The following is an 18,324-nucleotide window of genomic DNA, read 5'->3' as shown; positions in this document are numbered from 1 at the left end:
TTCCACTCCTGGCACGGGCTCCGGTGCAGATCGCCGGAGCCCGTGCCAGGATGCTGGCAGCCGACTGCTTGCACCTTGAACGATCAGGTCGATCTGGCGTTGAGTACGGCGTGACGAAACACCGGGGCCGACGGCCCCGGCGCGGATCCGGGAGGACCTTCGGTGACGAACCCCACGGGAGCGGCGGGAGCCGCAGGCCGGGCGCAGAACGCCCCCGGTGCGGCCGGCAACGCCGGCAGCGGACGGGACGCGGGCTCGACGTCGGTGATGCCCGCGGTGGGGGCCGGGTCCGACGGCGCCCAGCAGGCACCGCGTCGCCGCCAGGGCGGCGCCAACGGCGAGCAGGCCCAGGCCCGCGCCGCCGCCGACGCGAAGTCCCCGTCCGGGACGCCCGCCGCCGCGCCTGCGGCCGGCGCGCCGGCCAAGGACGGCTACTCCACGCCGACCACCTACTCCAAGGGCCAGCCGACCCCGCCGCGGGGCACGCCCGTGCCCGACGCGGTCGCCGGCCGTCCCCAAAGCGGCGGCTCCGGCGGCCCCGGCGGCCTGCCCGGCCGCCGTCCGGGCCCGAACGCGGCCCCGCCGTCCGGCCGCACCCGCCGGGCCCGGCTGCGCGTGGTCCGCACGGACCCGTGGACGGTGATGAAGGTCAGCTTCCTGCTGTCCATCGCGCTCGGCGTGATCACCATCGTCGGCGTCTCGCTGCTGTGGATGGTCCTGGACGCCGCGGGCGTCTTCAGCTCCGTCGGCGGCACCCTCAAGCAGGCCACCACGGGCACCGACACCACCTCCGGTTTCGACCTCCAGTCGTACCTCTCCTTCGGCAACGTCTTCCTCTTCACGTTGCTCATCGCGGTGGTCGACGTGGTGTTGCTGACGGCCCTGTGCACCCTCGGCTCGTTCATCTACAACACCGCCGCGGGCATGACCGGAGGCGTCGAGGTGACCCTCGCCGAGGAGGACTGAGTACGGATTTGGGCAGATCGCTGGTGGTGCGCTAATCTTCTAACGCAACGCAGCGCGGGCCTATAGCTCAGACGGTTAGAGCGCTTCCCTGATAAGGAAGAGGCCACAGGTTCAAGTCCTGTTAGGCCCACCAGCGTGAACGGCCACCTACACATATGTGTAGGTGGCCGTTTGATGTTCTGTACGCCCTTTCGTCACGCCGAGGGTCTGCAGCGAGCGGGTGACGTCGCGCGTCCATGCGGGGGACCTGTGGTCGTGTCGTCTGTTTTTCACCGCTCCGGGAGTGCATCGCTGGGAGAGCGGCGCTTCGGCGCCCGTGTCCCTGTTGTCGAAGGTCTGGAGTGCCCGTGCCACTCTCCCGCTCGCTGCCGGTCAAGTCCCTGAAGCTGCTGCAGCTCGTGCTGTGCCTGCTGGCTGTGCTCGCCACTTTCGCGCCGTTGGCTCACGCCGATTCCGTGCGGGCGGGCGCCGTTCACGGGAGCAGGAGCGAAGTGAACTGGGACAGGATCGCGCGTTGTGAGAGCGGCGGCGACTGGGCGATCAACACCGGCAACGGGTACTACGGCGGGCTGCAGTTCAACCAGTCGACCTGGCGGTCCAACGGTGGTCTCGCGTACGCGCCCCGGGCCGATCTCGCCGACCGGGAGCAGCAGATCGACGTCGCCGACCACCTCGCGTCACGGCGTGGCCTGGAGCCGTGGCCTGTCTGCGGCGCCTGGGGCGAGTACGTCGGCCGACCGCACCACGCGGCGCAAGGAAGCCAAGGCGCCGAGCCCGGTGGAACCTGGACGGTTCGGCCCGGCGACACCCTGGCCGGCATCGCGGCCACGACACACGTCGCCGGCGGCTGGCCCGCGCTCTTCGGAATCAACCGGCACACCATCGGCGGTGACCCGGATCGGATCAGCCCCGGAGAGGTTCTGCGCCTGCACCGGTGATCCCCGCCAGCAACGCTTTCCCGCATCAGGCTCTCTCCAGAAGTGCCCCTCGCGCCACGGGAATCCGGCACTGGGCCCATTCGGTCACCGAGTCGGGGTTCGCTCGTTGTACCGCTCAGAGTGTCCGCTGATGGGGTGTAGCATCGCGGCAAGGACGTCATCGAGGAAGTCGAGGTCTCGCGGTGAAGAAGCTTCTGCTGGTTGTTCTGGTCGCTCTGGGCGGGTACTTCGTCTACCGCCAGGTGCAGGCGGACCGCGCCGAGCAGGACCTGTGGACCGAGGCCACGGACCCGATCCCGGCCGGTTCTCGCTGAGCTGACAGCTGGTCTTTCCTGCCGCGCCGAGCGGGTACGCTTGTGCGCGGCAGTTCGCGGGGCCTTAGCTCAGTTGGTAGAGCGCCGTCTTTGCATGGCGGATGTCAGGGGTTCGACTCCCCTAGGCTCCACAGTCACGCGTGAGGGGCTCCGATCCTCCCAGCCTTCGGTTGGGGGAGGATCGGAGCCCTTCGTCGTTCCCTCAGTGCTTCTTCTTGCCGTCGTTGCCCGCCGCCTTCTCGGTCTGCTCGGCCTCCTTCGCGGCGACCTCCGGGTCCAGCGGCAGGGAGCCGTTGACGGCGCTGCTGGCGCTGGAGCCGCCGGCACCGGCGGCGGTGTCGCGCAGCGGGATGGACGTCGTCGGCGGTTCGACCAGCCAGTCGGGGTTGCTCTGCCGGCGGTACCACCGCCAGGCGGCCAGGCCGCCGGTGGCGAGCACGCCCAGGGCCAGCAGGGTGACTCCGCGGCGGGCCCAGTGGCCCCGGCGCGCGGTGCGTTCGTGGGCGGCGGTCAGCGCCTCGACCTCGGCCAGGGAGACCTGGCCGCGAAGCACCGGAAGGGCTGCCAGGGAGCGATCGTGGACCTGCTGGGCGGCCTGCTCGGCCGCGGGCAGCACCCGTTCCTGCGCGATGCTGCGCGCCTGCTCGGCGGCCTCACGGGCCTGCCTCGCGGCGACCTTGGCCTGCTGGGCGGCCTGGCGTGCGGCCTTGACGACGGCCTCGTCCACGGCCGGCGGCACGTTGCCGCGGCCTCTCTCCCACAGCGGTACGACCTGGCTCTGTACGCGGCTCTGCGCCGCCTGGCGGGCCTGGTCCACGGCGGATCCGAGGGCGGGGGCGACCTTCTGCCACGCCTCCCCGCCGTACTGGGCCGCAGTGTCCTTGGCGCTCTGCGCATATGGCGCGAGCTGCTCGCGGGTGCGACTGGCTGCCTCGCGGGCTGTGTCGATCCGGCTCACCGGAACCTCCTCCTCGGGCGTCCTCTTCGTCACGTATCACCCAATGAAAGATCATGCCGCCTGATTCGTCCCCCGGCGCGCTGAAAGCGGCGGTTCTTCTCCTACGCATCCTGCTCCTTTACGAGCGGATGCACAGGGCGTGCGAGGATTCATTCGTCCGGATCGCCCAAGGATCCGGCCCGGAACAGCCGGGAGCACCCGGCAGGAAGGCGCATCGTGGCCCAGCAGCTGTTCGCCACCCTCCACACCAACCACGGGGACATCGAGCTGAAGCTCTTCCCGTTCCACGCCCCCAAGACGGTGACGAACTTCGTGGAGCTGGCGGAGGGCGGCCGCGAGTGGACGCACCCGGGCACGGGTGAGGTCTCCTCGGGGCGGCTGTACGACGGCACGGTCTTCCACCGCGTGATCCCCGGCTTCATGATCCAGGGCGGCGACCCGCTCGGCAGCGGCGTCGGCGGCCCTGGCTACCAGTTCAAGGACGAGATCCACCCGGAGCTGTCCTTCGACCGCCCCTACCTGCTGGCCATGGCCAACGCCGGTCCGGGCACCAACGGCTCCCAGTTCTTCATCACGGTGGACGCCACCCCGTGGCTCAACCGCAAGCACACCATCTTCGGCGAGGTCGCCGACGAGGCCTCGAAGAAGGTCGTGGACGCCATCGCGGCCCTGCCCACCGCGCCGGGGGACCGGCCGGTCGAGCCGGTCGTGCTGGAGTCGGTGGACATCACCCGTCGCTGACAGGTCGCGAGAGGGGCGTCGCCATGACGGACTGCTACCGCCACCCGGGCCGGGAGACGGGTGTGCGCTGCACGCGGTGCGAGCGGCCGGTCTGCCCCGAGTGCCGGGTCGACGCCGCTGTGGGGTTCCAGTGCCTGGAGTGCGTGCACGGGGCCGCCGCGGTGCCGCCGCCCCGGGTGGCCCCGCCCCGGACGGCGCCGCAGCGGCCGGGACGCACCGACTACGGCGGTCCGGCCCGGGCGGACGGCGCACTGGTCACCCGGTGGCTGATCGGCGCGAACCTGGTGGTGTGGCTGCTCGCCTTCGCCGGCGGGGACGGCTTCTTCTACCGCCTGGTCATGCAGGGCGACGCGGTCGCCGCGAGCGGCCAGTGGTACCGGATGATCACCTCGGTGTTCCTGCACGAGCCGTCCGGCTTCGGGATCCTGCACATCGCGATGAACATGTGGTCGCTGTGGATCCTCGGCCCCTACGTCGAGTCCGCAGTCGGCCGGCTGCGCTACCTGGTGCTGTACCTGCTGTCCGGGCTCGGCGGCTCGGCGCTGCTGATGCTGGTCAACCCGGTGCTGGTGGTGGCCGGCGCGTCCGGGGCGATCTTCGGGCTGCTGGGCGCGGTGGTGATCATCCACCGGCACCGCGGCTTCTCGCTGGGGCCGATCCTGGCGGTGCTGGTGGTGAACCTGGTGGCGACCTTCTCACTGGGCTTCATCGCCTGGCAGGCGCACATCGGGGGCCTGGTGGTCGGCGCGCTGCTGGCGGCCGGCTTCGTGCACGCCCCGGCGACGCCGGCCAAGCGCCGGGACACGGTGCAGGCGGCCGCGGTGGCGCTGGTGGCCGCGCTGGTGGCGGGGGTCAGCCTGTACGCGGCCGTCCATATCGGCGCCTGATCGACGGCTGAGCTCCGGCGAGTTATCCACAAGATGTGCAGAGCGGCCCGCACAACCGTGCGGGCCGCTCTGCTGTGACCTTCGCTACGCGCGTTCACCTGCATGCTTCATGGAGGACGGCGGCGTGGCCGGGGACTGTCCCGTTCGAGTTATCCACAGATAGTCAGGGTTTTTCCCCACTGTGGATAAGTCGTGTGGACAAGCGTCGCCGGCTACTTCCACTGCGTGGAAACGCCGAAGCCGCCCGCGATGAAGGCGAAGCCGATCAGGATGTTCCAGTTGCCGATGGCGCCGACGGGCCACTGCGCGTTCGTCACGTAGTAGACGACGATCCAGACCAGGCCGACCAGGAACAGGCCGAGCATCAGCGGGGCCACGAAGCCGCGGCCCGACTTGAGCTTCACCGCGGTCGCGGCGGTGGCCGGCGGGGTGTAATCCGACTTCTTGCGGATGCGTGACTTCGGCACTGGTAGGGCTCCCGGGGACGTGGACCGATCGGCAGGGGCGCGTGGGCAGGGGTGCGGCAGCGTACCCCGGCGTCCGTTAGCGTAGTGGCTCTGGGAGTCGGAAGGAGATAAGGGTACGTGGCAGATTCGGAAGAAGTTCCGCCCGCGTCGGAGAATCCTCCGATCGAGGGAACTTCCCGTCCGCGTCTCCCGGGTTTCTCCGGGCGACATGTCGGGCGTGCCCTGACGTGCTTGATCTTCGCACTCGCCGGCTTCCTCTTCTACACCAGCGCCCGCACTGCCAACGGCACCGACCTGCGCAACGACAACACCCTGCTGCGCCTGTCCGACCTGATACAGCAGCGCAGCCACGACAACGCCGACGCCGACGCCCAGGTCGCCGCGCTGCGCGCGCAGATCGACGCGCTGGCCCAGCAGCACGTCGCCAACCCCGCCGACCAGGTGCGTCTCAACGCATTGGAGCAGGCCGCCGGTCTCGACCCGATCAGCGGCGCCGGGCTGACCGTCACCCTCAACGACGCGCCGCCGAACGCCACCGCGCGGATCCCCGGGGTGCCGCAGCCGCAGCCCGACGACCTGGTCATCCACCAGCAGGACCTGCAGGCCGTCGTCAACGCGCTGTGGCGCGGCGGGGCTCGCGGCATCCAGGTGCAGGACCAGCGGCTGATCTCCACCAGCGCGGTGCGCTGCGTCGGCAACCAGCTGATCCTGCAGGGCCGCGTCTACTCCCCGCCGTACGTGATCCGCGCGGTCGGCACCCCCAAGGCGCTCGAGACCTCGCTGACCGGTGACACCTATATCCAGACCTATCTGCAGTACGTGACCGCGTACGGGCTCGGCTGGAAAGTCGCCTCGTCACGGGCGATGACTCTTCCGGGTTACTCGGGCACAGTGGACCTCCAGTTCGCCAAGGCGGGGTAGCAGGGCGCGGGGAGGACGGCGCGGTGGGACGGTTGGTCGCCCGGACGCTGGTCGAGCTGTGCATCACCGTCGGCGCGCTGATCGTGCTGCTCACCTGCTACCTGCTGTTCTGGACGAACATCTCGGCCGACCAGGCGATGGCGGGGGAGATGGACCGGCTGCAGCAGCAGTGGGACCAGCCCGAGCTGAACGTCGCACCCACGCCCACCGCTACCCCCTCCGCGCCCGCCGGGCCCGCGGCCGCTCCGTCCCCGACGCCGACCCAGGTCGCCTACCCGCCCGACCATGCCTTCGCCGTCCTCTACATCCCGCGCTTCGGTCCGGACTGGAAGAAGCCGATCATCGAGGGCACCGGTGAGACCGACCTGCAGAAGGGCATCGGCCACTACACCGGCACCGCGGAGCCGGGCCAGGTGGGCAACTTCGCGCTGGCCGGACACCGCCGCACCTGGGGAAACCCCTTCAACGACTTCCCACTGCTGCGCCCGGGGGACCGGATCTACGTCGACGACGGGCACTTCTGGTACGTCTACCAGCTCGACCGCACCCCGCTGCGGACCCTGCCGACCGACATCCACGTGCTCGATCCGGTGCCGCCGGAGTCCGGCTTCACCCAGCCGGGCGCATATCTGACCCTGACCACCTGCGATCCGGCCTGGGGGCACAGCCACCGGCTGATCGAGTGGGGCCACCTGGTCTCCACTACGCCCGTGTCGGCCGGCACGCCGCCAGGTCTGTCCGGATAGGCGCGGATCAACCCTGAGGCACAGGGGTGGCCGTTACCCTGGTGCCCGACAGGAGGAGGCACGCTCGATGTACGGCTTTCTGTGGCGCAAGCTGCCCGGCAACGCGCCGCTGCGCGCGCTGCAGTGCCTGCTGCTCTTCCTGGCCGCCGTCTTCGTGCTGTTCCAGTTCGTCTTCCCGAAGCTGGAGCCGCTGCTCCCCTTCGGCGACGTGACCGTCAACGGCACCGGTACCGGCACGGGTTCCACGGCCCCGCCGTCGCCCGGTCCCTCCGCGTCCACCTCCACGCTCAACGGCGCGCACCGCCTGCCGGTCGCCGAGCTCTTCCAGAACCACGGAGTCGCAGCCTGATGTCCCCCCGTCCTGCTCGCATCCTGGTCGTCGACAACTACGACAGCTTCGTCTTCAACCTGGTCCAGTACCTGTACCAGCTGGGCGCGGAGTGCGAGGTGCGGCGCAACGACGAGGTGGACCTCGCGGCGGTCACCAAGGACGCCTACGACGGGGTGCTGCTCTCCCCCGGGCCGGGCGCGCCCGAGGAGGCCGGGGTCTGCATCGAGATGGTGCACCACTGCGCCGGCATCGGGCTGCCGGTCTTCGGCGTCTGCCTCGGCCTGCAGTCCATCGCCGTCGCGTACGGCGCGGTCGTCGACCGCGCGCCGGAGCTGCTGCACGGCAAGACCTCACCGGTCAGCCACGAGGACGGCGGCGTCTTCGCCGGCCTGCAGTCGCCGCTGACCGCCACCCGCTACCACTCGCTCGCCGTCGAGCGCGACACCGTGCCGGACGTGCTGCACGTGACGGCGTGGACGGACACCGGCGTCATCATGGGCCTGCGCCACAAGGAGTTGGCGGTCGAGGGCGTCCAGTTCCACCCCGAGTCGGTGCTGACCGAGGGCGGCCACCGGATGCTCGCCAACTGGCTGACCGTCTGTGGCGATCCGGGGGCGGTCGCCCGCTCGGCCGGGCTGGCTCCGGTGATCGGCCGAGCGGCGGTCGCGTGACCGCGGTGCGCCCGGAACCCGGCGCGGAGCCCGAGCCTGAGCCAGACTGGGGCTCGTTCTTCGCGGACGAGCCCGACCGGGAGACCCTGGCTCTGCGGGTGCCCGCCCCTCCCCCGCCCTCCGCGCCCACGCCGACCGGTGGTCGCGCCGCGCGGCGGCGCGGTGCGGGTGCGACTCCCCCGCCGGCCGCCGGCGGCCGGGCGGCCCGGCGTCGCGCCGCGAAGGCGCGCAAGGACGGCCCCGGCATCATCGCGGTGCGGGCGTTCGGGGAGCTGCTGATCACGCTCGGTGCGGTGATGATCCTCTTCGTGGCCTACCAGCTGTGGTGGACCAACGTGCGCGCGGACCAGTACGCGCAGGGCCAGGCCTCGACGCTGGAGCACCAGTGGGGCGGCGACTCGACGGCCAAGAGCCATCCGCCGTACCCGAGTTCCGTCCCGGCGGGGACGAAGTTCGCGATCATCTACATTCCCAAGCTGGACGTGAAGACCCCGATCGCGGAGGGCACCGACAAGGAGTCCATCCTCGACAACGGCCTGGTCGGCCACTACACCGGCTCCCAGGAGACGGCCTTCCCCTGGGCCCCCTCGGGCAACTTCGCCCTGGCGGGCCACCGCAACACCCACGGCGAGCCGTTCCGCTACATCCCCCGCCTGGCCCCGGGCGACAAGATCGTCGTGGAGACGGCCTACGACTGGTACACCTACATCGTCGCCAGCTCCCTCCCGCAGACCTCCCCGGACAACGTCTCCGTCATCGCCCCGGTCCCCCCACAGAGCGGCTTCAAGGGCCCGGGCCGCTACATCACCCTGACCACCTGCACGCCCGAATTCACCTCGACGTATCGAATGGCCGTGTGGGGAAAGCTCGTTGAGGACCTCCCCAAGAGCGCGAACCGGATGCCCGCGGCCCTGTCGGGCTGACTAGTCATCTGATTCGCTCCGATGGCGTAACCGCCTGTGAGCTGCGTCGTTGAACCGGGCGGATGAGATTCCGGGGCGACGTGGTGCGACGTGATACGACCGGGACCGGTGTGCGGGCAGCACGGTGAGTCGACGACACGTACAGGGGAGCCCCGAGGATTTCATCGGTCTGTGGCGTGCCCTGACACCTCTTCCATCTCTCGCATTCCCGATGAGTGGAAGGACCACCGAACGATGAGTACCAACGATCAGGCCGTCCTGTTGGAGTCCCGCACCATGCGAGCGCGCGTCTGCGAGCGCGTCGAGGTGCTGGACAAGGTCAAGGCGCTCCAACTGCTGCCGGACGGCATGCACGTCACGACGGCCTTGGTGGCCGAGTACTTCGAGGTCGAGTTCGAGGCGATCAAGAAGATCGTCCAGCGGCACCGCGAAGAGCTGGAATCGAACGGGATGACCGTGCTTCGGGGAGAAGCGCTGGTCGGCTTCGAGAGGGACATCTTGTCCCTCTCGAACAAGAGTTATCCACAGGCACTCCGCTCGAACCTGACCCTGCTCAACCGCCGCGCGGTGCTGAACGTCGCCATGCTCCTTCGCGACAGCGACGTCGCGCGGCGGGTGCGGGTGTACCTGCTCGACGTCGAGGAGTCCACCCAGGCTGCGCCCGGGGTGCTGGAGCGGTACGTCACCGAGCTCGCGGCCACGACCGCGGCGCGGGTCGCGTGCGAGATCGTGGACGCGCGGATCGATGCGCGGCTCAAGCCGCACACCGAGGTGATCGGTGCGCTGAGTGTGAAGGTCACCAACGTCGAGTGCGCGATCGGCGCGGTCCAGGACACGCTGGCCGGGGTCCGGGAGGAGTTGGCCGAGTTGCGGGCGGAGTGTGGGGTCAGGTTGCGGCGGCGACGGTGCCGCTGAGTTTCCACACCGTCGTCTGCTTCGTCTCCGTGTCCTCCAGCTCACGCTGGACGGGGACGGCGTAGGTCGCGACGGAGTCGAAGACGGTCCGGGGCAGGTAGGTGCGCCCCGGGTCGCCCACGAGGGCGGTGGCGCCGTGGGAGCGGGCGCGGGTCAGGAAGGCGAGGACCCGGGTGGCGAGGGTGCGTTCGTAGAAGGCGTCGCCGACGAGGACGACGTCGGCGGTGGGGGTGGGGTCGGCGTCGAGGACGTCGCCGAGGGAGGGGCCGAGGGGGGCGGCGTTGGCGGCGGCGTTGAGGGAGATGGCGTCGAGGGCCAGCGGGTCGATCTCGCTGACGGCCACGCTCGCGGCGCCGGCTTTCACGGCCGCGATGGCGACCAGGCCCGAGCCCGAGGCGAGGTCGAGGACGTGGCGGCCGGCGACGGTCTCGGGGTGGTCCAGGACGTAGCGGGCGAGGGCGAGGCCGCCTGCCCAGGCCTGGGCCCAGAACGGGGGCGGGGCGTTGTCGCGGCCGGACGCGGTCTCCGTCTCCTCCCACAACGCGAAGACCTGGTCGGCGAGATGGAGCCGGACCTCGGTGAGGAAGCCGGGGCTGGCCGGGGCCAGCCGGGTGTGGGTGCGGACGAAGTCCGCGGCGTTCGGCGCGGGAGCGGGGGTGATGGGGATCACCGCGCCAGTCTGGTGGGCCGGGGAAGCGCCGTGCAATACGGGAGGGGCGCGGGAACTGCGACAGCAGTTCCCGCGCCCCTCGCGCTACGGACTCAGCGGATCAGCCGCCGCCGTTGCCATTGCCCGGGTTGCCGTTGCCGTTCCCCGGACCGCCGATGAGACCCCCTATGGGGCTGCTCGGGTTGCCGGACGGGGTGCCGCCGGTCTGGCCGGCGGTCTGGCCCTGGTTGGTGGCGGTGGCGTCCGGGTTGACCACCAGCAGGATCGCCGTACCGGCGGGCACCTGCTGGCCCGCGCCAGGCTGGCCGTTGTACTGGACCTGGGTGACCGAGTTCGCCCCGTACTGCGGGTCGGCCTGGGTCAGGATCTGCTTGGCACAGTTCAGCTGCTGGGACTTGAGCTCCGCGCAGGCCTGGTCGTAGGACTGGCCGACCAGGTCGCTCGGGATGGTGGCCAGTGCCTGGCCGCTGGAGACCACGATGTCGATCGAGGTGCCCTTGGGCTGACTGCCGGTCGGCGAGTAGCTGATGATCTGGTTCTTCGGCACCGTCGACGACGTCTGCTGCGTCGTCTGGCCGAGCTGGAAGCCCTTGGCGGTCAGCGCCGCGGTGGCCGCGTCGACGCTCATGCCGTCGAGGTTCGGGACGCCGCCCGTCAGCGGGCCGCTGCTCAGCTGGACGGTGATGGTGCCGCCCTGTTGGATCGTGCTGCCGGCCGTCGGGTCCTGCTTGCAGACCTTGCCCTTGTCGGCGGTGTTCGCGTCGCAGGCGATGGCCTGGCCCTGCTTCAGGGTGACCTTGGTGCCGAAGGTGTTGGTCACGATGGCCTGGGCCTCGGTGAACGACTGCCCGGTGAGTGAGGGCACCTGCATCGTCTGCGGGGCGCTGCTGCCGAACATCGACTTGGTGACGAAGAACGCGCCGAGCAGCACCAGCACCGCCGCGACGACCAGGACGATCACCGAGGTGTTGCGGTTCTTGCCGCCGCCCGCCGCCGCGCGGCGGCGTTCGCCGCGGCCGCCGTAGCCGTCGCCGTACTCGTCGTCGTAGCCGCCCGGCTCGTAGCCGTCGCCGCCCGCGTCGTAGCCCCCGCTGTTGCCGGGCAGGATGCTGGTCTGGCCGCCGGGGACCGGCGGCATCGCCATGGTGCGGCCGTCGGCCTGCTGGCCGTAGCCGTTCATGCCCATCGCCATGGTGGGCGCGGACGCCGCGGCGACCGGCAGGCCGTCGAGGGCGCGCTCGATGTCGGCGCGCATCTCGTCCGCGGACTGGTAGCGGAAGTCGCGGTCCTTGGCCAGCGCCTTCATCACGATGGCGTCGTACTCGGGGCGCAGCTCCGCGTCGTAGAACGACGGCGGGTTGGCCTCCTCGCGGACGTGCTGGTAGGCCACGGCCACGGGGGAGTCGCCGACGAAGGGCGGGCGCAGCGTGAGCAGCTCGTAGAGCAGGCAGCCGGTGGAGTACAGGTCGGAGCGGGCGTCGACCTGCTCGCCCTTGGCCTGCTCGGGGGAGAGGTACTGGGCGGTGCCGATGACCGCGGCGGTCTGCGTCATGGTCATCCCGGCGTCGCCCATGGCGCGGGCGATGCCGAAGTCCATGACCTTGACCTGGCCCGTGCGCGTCAGCATGACGTTCGCGGGCTTGATGTCGCGGTGCACGATGCCGTTGCGGTGCGAGTACTCCAGGGCCTGCAGGATGCCGATGCACATCTCCATGGCGCGCTCGGGCAGCAGCCGGCGGCCGGAGTGCAGGAGCTCGCGCAGGGTGGAGCCGTCGACGTACTCCATCACGATGTACGGGATGGAGATTCCGTCGATGTAGTCCTCGCCCGTGTCGTAGACCGCCACGATCGAGGGGTGGTTCAGTGACGCCGCGGACTGTGCCTCGCGGCGGAACCGGGCCTGGAAAGACGGGTCGCGGGCCATGTCGGTCCGCAGCGTCTTGACGGCGACGGCGCGCCCGAGCCGGGTGTCATGGCCGATGTACACCTCGGCCATGCCGCCGCGTCCGAGAACGCCGCCCAGCTCGTACCGGCCGCCGAGGCGACGCGGTTCTTCCATGGTTCGAGCCCTCTCCCTCTCCGTTCTGCCCACCTCACCCCGGGTGTGATGGCGCGGGCGGACAGACCGCTGCTGCGGATACGCTACCGGGCTCGCAAGTCAAAGCGGATTCGCCGGACGACCTGATACAAGACTGGAATACGTCTGCGCTGGACGAACACAACGAACGTGCTTTCCGTCACCCACCGTTCGGCGCAGTGTCGCCGGGCGTGACCGAGGTCACTTTCCGAGGTACGCCTGCATCATCGCCTTGGCGATCGGAGCGGCCAGGTGCATGCCCGAGATGTCGTTGCGGACGGTGTCGCTGTCCTCGACCACGACGGCCACGGCGATCTGCTTGTTGCCGTCCTTGGCCCAGGAGACGAACCAGGCGTAGGGGTTGTCGGCGTTGTCCACGCCGTGCTGCGCGGTACCGGTCTTGCCGCCGACGGTGACGCCCGGGATCTGGGCGGTGGTGCCGGTGCCGTTCTTGACCACGTTGACCATCATCGTCTGGAGCTTGGCGGCGACGTCGGAGCTGGTGGCCTGGGACAGCTGGGTCGGCGAGGTCTGCGAGATCACCGAGTTGGTGGCCGAGCGCTCCTCGGCGACCAGGTAGGGCTTCATCAGCGTGCCGTTGTTGCAGATCGCGGCGGCGACCATGGCCATCTGCAGCGGGGTGGCCTTGGTGTCGAACTGGCCGATGGAGGACTGCGCGGTCTGCGCCGGGCCCATGTTGGTGTCGAAGTTGCTGGCCGTGACGCCGACCGGGATGGTCATCGAGGAGTTGTTGAAGCCGAACTTCTGGGCCTCGTCCAGCATCTTCTGCTGGCCGATCTCCGCGCCGAGCTTGCCGAAGACGGTGTTGCAGGACATCGCGAGCGCGTCGTTCATCGTCGCGTTCAGGCAACCGGTGTCGCCGGCCTCGTTGACCAGCTTCTGGTTGTTGGTGCCCGGCAGGATGTACGGGTCCGGGGAGTCGGTGGGCGCGTTGATGTCGGTGACCTTGCCGGTCTCCAGCGCCGCCGCCGCGGTGATCAGCTTGAAGGTCGAGCCGGGCGGGTAGGTCGCGCGCAGTGCGCGGTTCAGCATCGGCTGGTTGGTCTTGTCGTTGACCAGCGCGTCCCACGCCTTCTGGTCGTTCGCGCCGGCGATGGTGCTCGGGTCGTACGACGGGAAGCTGACCAGGCCCAGGATCGCGCCGGTGCTCGGGTCCAGGGCGACGGCTGCGCCCTTCTTGCCCTGCAGCCCGTCCCAGCCGGCCTGCTGCACCTTCGGGTCGATCGTGGTGACGACGTCGCCGCCCTGCTTCCCCTTGCCCGTCAGGGTGTCCAGGGCGTTGCGGAAGAACAACCGCGAGTCGGTCCCGGACAGGATGCCGTCCTCGACGTTCTCCAGCAGGTTGGAGCCGTAGACCTGCGAGGTGTAGCCGGTGACCGGCGCGTACATCGGGCCGTTCACGTAGGCCCGGCGGTACTTGTAGTAGTTGCCGTTGACCAGCAGGTCCTTGGTGACCGGCTGGCCGCCGACGATGATGTCGCCGCGCGGGTAGCTGTAGGCCTCGATGACCGTGCGCTTGTTGTGCACGTTCGCGTTCAGCGCGCTCGCGTCCAGGCCCTGGACCCAGTTGGCGCGGATCATCAGCGCCAGGACCAGGAGCATGCAGAACACGGAGACCCTGCGGATCGGCTTGTTCACGTGGCGCTCACTCCGGCGGCATTCGACATCTCGACCTTCGGCACCCTACAACGGCGCCCTGTGACCCAATGACGGCTACGGCGTGGTGCCCGGTTGCAGTGACTCCCCCGGAGCCGGCCGGCGGGCCAGATCACTGATCTTGAGCAGCACGGCGACCAGCGCCCAGTTGGTGATCACCGAGGAACCGCCCTGGGCCACGAACGGCAGCGTCATGCCGGTCAGCGGGATCGTACCGGTGACGCCGCCCGCGACGATGAACACCTGCAGCGCGAAGGCCGCGGCGAGCCCGACCGCGAGCAGCTTGCCGAACGGGTCCCGGGCGGCGAGCGCGGTGCGCAGCCCGCGTTCGGCCAGCAGGCCGTAGAGCAGCAGGACCGCTATCACCCCGGCGACCCCGGTCTCCTCGCCGATGGTGCCGAGGATGAAGTCGCTCTTGGCGGCGAAGCCGATCAGCCAGGAGTGCCCCTGCCCGAGCCCGGTGCCGAATGCGCCGCCCGCGCCGAGCGCGAACAGCGCCTGGCCGATCTGGCCCACCCCGGCCCCGCGGGCGGCGGCCAGCGGGTGCAGCCACTCGTCGATCCGGCCGCGCACGTGGCCCTCGGCCCGCGTCACCGCCCAGAAGCCCAGTCCGGCCATCAGCGCGCCGAACAGCACCCAGCTGGTGCGCTGGGTGGCGACGTAGAGCATCACCACGAAGATGCCGAAGAAGAGCACCGAGGTGCCGAGGTCGGTCTCGAAGACGAGGATCAGCACACTGAGCGCCCAGACCACCACGATCGGCCCGAGGTCGCGCCCGCGCGGCAGGTAGAGCCCGAGGACGCGCCGGCTGGCCAGTGCCAGGGCGTCACGCTTGACCATCAGGAAGCCGGAGAAGAAGACCGGCAGCAGGATCTTCACGAACTCACCGGGCTGGATCGAGAAGCTGCCCAGGTGCAGCCAGATCCGCGCCCCGAAGTCCCCGGCGCGGGCCGGGAAGAACGCGGGCAGCGCGAGCAGCACCAGCGCGGCGAAGCCGGAGAGGTAGGTGTAGCGCTGCAGCCGGCGGTGGTCCTTCAGCAGCGCCATCACGGCGACGAACAGGGCGATGCCGAGCCCGGACCAGAGCAGCTGGTTCTGTGCGGCCGGGTAGTTCGGGTGCAGCTCGCGGGCCTTGTCGAGGCGCCAGATGAAGACCAGTCCGAGGCCGTTCAGCAGCGCGGCGATGGGCAGCATCAGCGGGTCGGCGTGCGGGGCGCAGCGCCGCACGGAGAGGTGCGCCAGCAGGGCGAAGCCGCCGAGCCCGAGGCCGTACCAGAGCATTCCGGCCGGGAGCCGGCCGTCCATGGACAGCCCCGTCTCGGCGTAGGCGAGCACCGGGACGAGCGCGGCGAAGACCAGCAGGGAGAGTTCCGTGTTCCGACGGATCGGCGCGCCCTTGGGCGCGATCACGACAGCGGGACTCTCCAGCGCGGTCACGTCAGCCGTCCGCCCCCGTTGGTGGGCGCAGGCCGGGCGGGCTCAGGAGCTCACGCACTGGTGGGCCAGCGTCTGGTCCGACGAGCTCAGCGACGGGGAGGCGGACGCCTGCGGGCTGGGCGAGGCGCTCGGGGAGCCGGACGGGTGGGCGCCGGCCTTGCCGCTCTCGGACGGCTTGGGCGTCGGCGACGAGCTCGGCTTGGGCGCCGGGGCCGGGGTGCGGACCTGCTGGCAGATCGTCGCCTCGTGCTTGTAGCTGGCGATCCGGCTCTGCGCGTCGCCCAGGTTGTTCTCGGGGACGGGCGTCTGCAGGTTCTTCTGCTCGAAGCTCGGCAGGTCCTTCAGCGCGACATCGGGGTGGTCCTCGTAGACCGAGGAGAGCTTCAGCCCGGCCAGGCTCTGCGAGACGCCCTTGTAGACGGCCAGGTGGTCGCCGTTGGTGCCGACGTAGTACTGGGTCTGCGTCCACTGGTAGCCGAAGTACGCGCCGCCGCCCAGCAGGGCGAGCAGGACGACGCCGACCGTGGTCGGCAGCACCCAGCCGCGGCGCTTCTTCTCCTTGGCGCGGCGGCGGCTGCGGCGGCCCTCGGGCTCGTAGTCGTCGTCGAACTCGCCCTCGTACTCGCCGTACTCCTGGTAGCCGCCGCTGCCGTCCTCGGACTCGGCGCCCGGGGCGCCGCCGCGGCCGAGCGAGGCGGCGCGGGAGGCGGGGGTGCTGGCGACGGACTGGTGGTTCAGCGCGGTGCCCTCGGCGACCGCGCCGACCACGACCGGGGCGTGGTCGAACTGGGCCATCGGGTCGTGCTCGGGGGCGTCGCCCACGTCGAGCACGTCGGCGACGACGCAGGTGATGTTGTCGGGGCCGCCGCCGCGCAGTGCGAGCTCGATCAGCTCGGCGATGGTCTGCTCGGGCGAGTAGTAGCTGCCGAGCGTCTCCTCCAGCGTCTGGTGGGAGACCACACCGGACAGGCCGTCGGAACAGAGCAGGTAGCGGTCGCCGGCACGGACCTCACGGATCGACAGGTCCGACTCGACCTCGCCGGTGCCCATCAGCGCGCGCATGATCAGCGAGCGCTGCGGGTGGGTGGAGGCCTCCTCCTCGGTGATCCGGCCCTCGTCGACGAGCCGCTGCACCCAGGTGTGGTCGGTGGTGATCTGCGTGAGGACGCCGTCGCGCAGCAGGTAGGCGCGGGAGTCGCCGATGTGGATCAGACCGGCGGTCTGACCGGTCCACAGGATCGCGGTGAGCGTGGTGCCCATGCCCTCAAGACTCGGGTCGGCCTCGACCAGGACGCGCAGTCGCTCGTTGGCACGCTCGGCGGCGCCCTGCAGGGCGGCCATCGGGTCGGTTCCGGGGACGGTCTCGTCGAGCTCGACGATGCTGGACAGCACCTCCGACGAGGCGACCTCGCCCGCTGCCTGTCCACCCATGCCGTCCGCGACGGCGAGCAGGCGCGGACCGGCGTAACCGGAGTCCTCGTTGCCCTCGCGGATCATGCCCTTGTGCGAACCGGCGGCGAATCGCAGCACCAGGCTCATGTGCCGTCCGCCCCCTTCCCTCGGTTCCCTGCGCGATGCCCCGGTGCAGCGTGCGTTGCTGCATCGTACGGCCCTGGCCGCCGGAGCGGTCGAAGCAGGGCCCGTTCCCCGTGCGGGCTCGGCGTCCGGCCGCCCCGGCCGTGGTGCGCGCGCTGGTTCATCGACGCGTCACTTCCGCAGCTCGATGACGGTGCGGCCGATACGGATCGCCGACCCCGGCTGGAGCGGGGTGGGGCTGGTGAGCCGCGCGTTGTCGAGGAAGGTGCCGTTGGTCGATCCGGTGTCCTCGACGACCCAGGCGCCCGCGTTCTGGTCCGGGTAGATCCGGGCGTGCCGGGAGGACGCGTAGTCGTCGTCCAGCACGATCGTGGAGTCGTGGGCGCGGCCCAGCGTGATGGTCTGGCCCTGGAGCGCGACGGTGGTGCCCGCCAGCGAACCCTGGGTGATCACCAGGTGGGTCGGCGCGCCCCGGCGCTGCCGCGACTGAGCGGGCGCCTGCTGGCGCTGCTGCGGCGCGCTCGCCGCGGACGGCTGGCGGGCCGTGTTCGGGTTGCCGCCGCGGCGGCCGGTCGTTGCGGCGCGCTGGGTCATCTTCGTGCCGAACAGGTCCGATCGGATCACCTGGACGGCGACGATCACGAACAGCCACAACACGGCCAGGAACCCGAGCCGCATGACCGTGAGGGTCAGCTCTGACATGTGCCCCGCGTCACCCTTCGGCTTGCCGGTAGACGATGGTCGTACTGCCCACGACGATCCGTGAGCCGTCGCGGAGCGTAGCGCGAGTCGTGTGCTGGCCGTCGACCACGATGCCGTTCGTGGAGCCGAGGTCGAGCACCATGCTCGGGTTGCCGACCCGGATCTCGGCGTGCCGGCGGGAGACGCCGGGGTCGTCCACGCGGATGTCGGCCTCGGTGCTGCGGCCGACCACCAGGACCGGACGGTCCAGCTGGTGGCGCTGGCCGTTGACCTCGAGCCAGCGGCGCGCGTTCGCACCCGCCGGGCCCTGGGCCGCGGGCGGCTGCGGGGCGCCGGGGAAGGCGTGCACGTTGTTCTCGGCGGGCGGCCGCAGGGCCGGGTTGCCGGTGAACGAGGTGGGCGCGTCGACGCTGGCTCGAGGTCAACGGCCAGCGCCACCAGCTGGAC

Annotated in this window: 19 protein-coding genes, 2 tRNA genes and 1 pseudogene; 13 read left to right on the top strand and 9 right to left on the bottom strand. The window is 70.6% G+C overall.

Annotated elements, in window-relative coordinates:
• Positions 1 to 162 precede the first annotated feature (162 nt).
• The 5 genes from DN069_RS14440 to DN069_RS14425 all read left to right on the top strand — a co-directional run bounded on the left by DN069_RS14440 (position 163) and on the right by DN069_RS14425 (position 2,349).
• Complete coding sequence (locus tag DN069_RS14440; protein WP_243639220.1) at positions 163 to 966, top strand: DUF3566 domain-containing protein; 804 nt, start codon at positions 163 to 165, stop codon at positions 964 to 966.
• A gap of 56 nt (positions 967 to 1,022) precedes the next feature.
• A tRNA-Ile gene (locus tag DN069_RS14435) sits at positions 1,023 to 1,099 on the top strand.
• A gap of 214 nt (positions 1,100 to 1,313) precedes the next feature.
• Complete coding sequence (locus tag DN069_RS42395; protein WP_279387900.1) at positions 1,314 to 1,904, top strand: LysM peptidoglycan-binding domain-containing protein; 591 nt, start codon at positions 1,314 to 1,316, stop codon at positions 1,902 to 1,904.
• A 182-nt stretch (positions 1,905 to 2,086) separates the two neighbouring features.
• The gene (locus tag DN069_RS41545; protein ID WP_218161989.1) at positions 2,087 to 2,218 is read left to right on the top strand and encodes a DLW-39 family protein; all 132 of its coding nucleotides are present in this window, start codon (positions 2,087 to 2,089) and stop codon (positions 2,216 to 2,218) included.
• A 58-nt stretch (positions 2,219 to 2,276) separates the two neighbouring features.
• A tRNA-Ala gene (locus DN069_RS14425) sits at positions 2,277 to 2,349 on the top strand.
• Between the two features lie 71 nt (positions 2,350 to 2,420).
• Here DN069_RS14425 and DN069_RS14420 read toward each other — a convergent pair.
• The gene (locus DN069_RS14420; RefSeq protein ID WP_111501369.1) at positions 2,421 to 3,176 is read right to left on the bottom strand and encodes a DUF5324 family protein; all 756 of its coding nucleotides are present in this window, start codon (positions 3,174 to 3,176) and stop codon (positions 2,421 to 2,423) included.
• Positions 3,177 to 3,392: 216 nt separating this feature from the next.
• Here DN069_RS14420 and DN069_RS14415 point away from each other — a divergent pair, with 216 nt between their 5' ends.
• Both DN069_RS14415 and DN069_RS14410 read left to right on the top strand, forming a co-directional pair.
• Complete coding sequence (locus DN069_RS14415) at positions 3,393 to 3,917, top strand: peptidylprolyl isomerase (protein ID WP_111501368.1); 525 nt, start codon at positions 3,393 to 3,395, stop codon at positions 3,915 to 3,917.
• Between the two features lie 23 nt (positions 3,918 to 3,940).
• The gene (locus tag DN069_RS14410) at positions 3,941 to 4,804 is read left to right on the top strand and encodes a rhomboid family intramembrane serine protease (RefSeq protein ID WP_111501367.1); all 864 of its coding nucleotides are present in this window, start codon (positions 3,941 to 3,943) and stop codon (positions 4,802 to 4,804) included.
• Between the two features lie 212 nt (positions 4,805 to 5,016).
• Here DN069_RS14410 and crgA read toward each other — a convergent pair whose 3' ends face one another.
• Entirely contained in the window at positions 5,017 to 5,271 is a 255-nt protein-coding gene (crgA, locus tag DN069_RS14405) for a cell division protein CrgA (protein WP_111501366.1), read from the bottom strand.
• 162 nt (positions 5,272 to 5,433) lie between these two features.
• Between crgA and DN069_RS14400 the strand changes: the two genes are divergently transcribed.
• From DN069_RS14400 to DN069_RS14375, 6 genes are all read left to right on the top strand, one after another.
• Positions 5,434 to 6,192 carry a DUF881 domain-containing protein gene (locus DN069_RS14400; protein ID WP_111501394.1) on the top strand — a complete coding sequence of 253 codons (759 nt, stop codon included), beginning with the start codon at positions 5,434 to 5,436 and terminating at the stop codon, positions 6,190 to 6,192.
• A gap of 23 nt (positions 6,193 to 6,215) precedes the next feature.
• Positions 6,216 to 6,938: a class E sortase gene (locus DN069_RS14395; RefSeq protein ID WP_111501365.1), complete on the top strand. Its 723-nt coding sequence runs from the start codon at positions 6,216 to 6,218 to the stop codon at positions 6,936 to 6,938.
• Positions 6,939 to 7,005: 67 nt separating this feature from the next.
• Complete coding sequence (locus tag DN069_RS14390) at positions 7,006 to 7,287, top strand: hypothetical protein (protein WP_111501364.1); 282 nt, start codon at positions 7,006 to 7,008, stop codon at positions 7,285 to 7,287.
• Positions 7,287 to 7,940 carry an aminodeoxychorismate/anthranilate synthase component II gene (locus tag DN069_RS14385; RefSeq protein ID WP_111501363.1) on the top strand — a complete coding sequence of 218 codons (654 nt, stop codon included), beginning with the start codon at positions 7,287 to 7,289 and terminating at the stop codon, positions 7,938 to 7,940. Before DN069_RS14390 ends, DN069_RS14385 begins: the two co-directional genes overlap by 1 nt.
• A complete protein-coding gene (locus DN069_RS14380) occupies positions 7,937 to 8,863 on the top strand; it encodes a class E sortase (protein ID WP_424556284.1) in 927 nt (308 codons plus the stop codon). The genes DN069_RS14385 and DN069_RS14380 overlap by 4 nt, the downstream gene beginning before the upstream one ends.
• A 234-nt stretch (positions 8,864 to 9,097) precedes the next feature.
• Complete coding sequence (locus DN069_RS14375) at positions 9,098 to 9,778, top strand: restriction endonuclease (RefSeq protein ID WP_111501362.1); 681 nt, start codon at positions 9,098 to 9,100, stop codon at positions 9,776 to 9,778.
• On the opposite strand, the gene DN069_RS14370 is transcribed toward DN069_RS14375, so the two are convergent.
• The 7 genes and pseudogenes from DN069_RS14370 to DN069_RS14340 all read right to left on the bottom strand — a co-directional run.
• Complete coding sequence (locus tag DN069_RS14370) at positions 9,750 to 10,448, bottom strand: class I SAM-dependent methyltransferase (RefSeq protein WP_207892154.1); 699 nt, start codon at positions 10,446 to 10,448, stop codon at positions 9,750 to 9,752. The genes DN069_RS14375 and DN069_RS14370 overlap by 29 nt on opposite strands.
• A 100-nt stretch (positions 10,449 to 10,548) precedes the next feature.
• On the bottom strand, positions 10,549 to 12,507 hold the full coding sequence (gene pknB, locus DN069_RS14365; protein WP_111501361.1) for a Stk1 family PASTA domain-containing Ser/Thr kinase: 1,959 nt from the start codon (positions 12,505 to 12,507) through the stop codon (positions 10,549 to 10,551).
• Between the two features lie 219 nt (positions 12,508 to 12,726).
• Positions 12,727 to 14,184 (bottom strand): peptidoglycan D,D-transpeptidase FtsI family protein, encoded by a 1,458-nt coding sequence (locus tag DN069_RS14360; protein WP_111501360.1) that lies wholly within the window; start codon positions 14,182 to 14,184, stop codon positions 12,727 to 12,729.
• A 75-nt stretch (positions 14,185 to 14,259) separates the two neighbouring features.
• Positions 14,260 to 15,639, bottom strand: coding sequence for an FtsW/RodA/SpoVE family cell cycle protein (locus DN069_RS14355; RefSeq protein ID WP_243639218.1), 1,380 nt, complete (start codon positions 15,637 to 15,639; stop codon positions 14,260 to 14,262).
• A 42-nt stretch (positions 15,640 to 15,681) separates the two neighbouring features.
• Positions 15,682 to 17,178: a PP2C family protein-serine/threonine phosphatase gene (locus DN069_RS14350; RefSeq protein ID WP_111501359.1), complete on the bottom strand. Its 1,497-nt coding sequence runs from the start codon at positions 17,176 to 17,178 to the stop codon at positions 15,682 to 15,684.
• A gap of 168 nt (positions 17,179 to 17,346) precedes the next feature.
• The gene (locus tag DN069_RS14345) at positions 17,347 to 17,877 is read right to left on the bottom strand and encodes an FHA domain-containing protein FhaB/FipA (protein WP_111501358.1); all 531 of its coding nucleotides are present in this window, start codon (positions 17,875 to 17,877) and stop codon (positions 17,347 to 17,349) included.
• 10 nt (positions 17,878 to 17,887) lie between these two features.
• A pseudogene (locus tag DN069_RS14340) lies at positions 17,888 to 18,202 on the bottom strand (FHA domain-containing protein); the annotation flags it as partial.
• Between the last annotated feature and the right edge of the window lie 122 nt (positions 18,203 to 18,324).

Origin of the sequence: Streptacidiphilus pinicola, assembly GCF_003258295.1 — a bacterium.
Taxonomy (GTDB): Bacteria; Actinomycetota; Actinomycetes; order Streptomycetales; family Streptomycetaceae; genus Streptacidiphilus; species Streptacidiphilus pinicola.
This window is presented reverse-complemented; position numbering and strand designations above follow the sequence as displayed.

Excerpts from the sequence above, each read along its gene's own strand:
- DN069_RS14410 (WP_111501367.1), top strand. The coding sequence starts at position 3,941 with ATGACGGACTGCTACCGCCACCCGGGCCGGGAGACGGGTGTGCGCTGC.
- DN069_RS14390 (WP_111501364.1), top strand. The coding sequence starts at position 7,006 with ATGTACGGCTTTCTGTGGCGCAAGCTGCCCGGCAACGCGCCGCTGCGC.
- DN069_RS14385 (WP_111501363.1), top strand. The coding sequence starts at position 7,287 with ATGTCCCCCCGTCCTGCTCGCATCCTGGTCGTCGACAACTACGACAGC.
- DN069_RS14375 (WP_111501362.1), top strand. The coding sequence starts at position 9,098 with ATGAGTACCAACGATCAGGCCGTCCTGTTGGAGTCCCGCACCATGCGA.
- pknB (WP_111501361.1), bottom strand. The coding sequence starts at position 12,507 with ATGGAAGAACCGCGTCGCCTCGGCGGCCGGTACGAGCTGGGCGGCGTT.
- DN069_RS14350 (WP_111501359.1), bottom strand. The coding sequence starts at position 17,178 with ATGAGCCTGGTGCTGCGATTCGCCGCCGGTTCGCACAAGGGCATGATC.
- DN069_RS14345 (WP_111501358.1), bottom strand. The coding sequence starts at position 17,877 with ATGTCAGAGCTGACCCTCACGGTCATGCGGCTCGGGTTCCTGGCCGTG.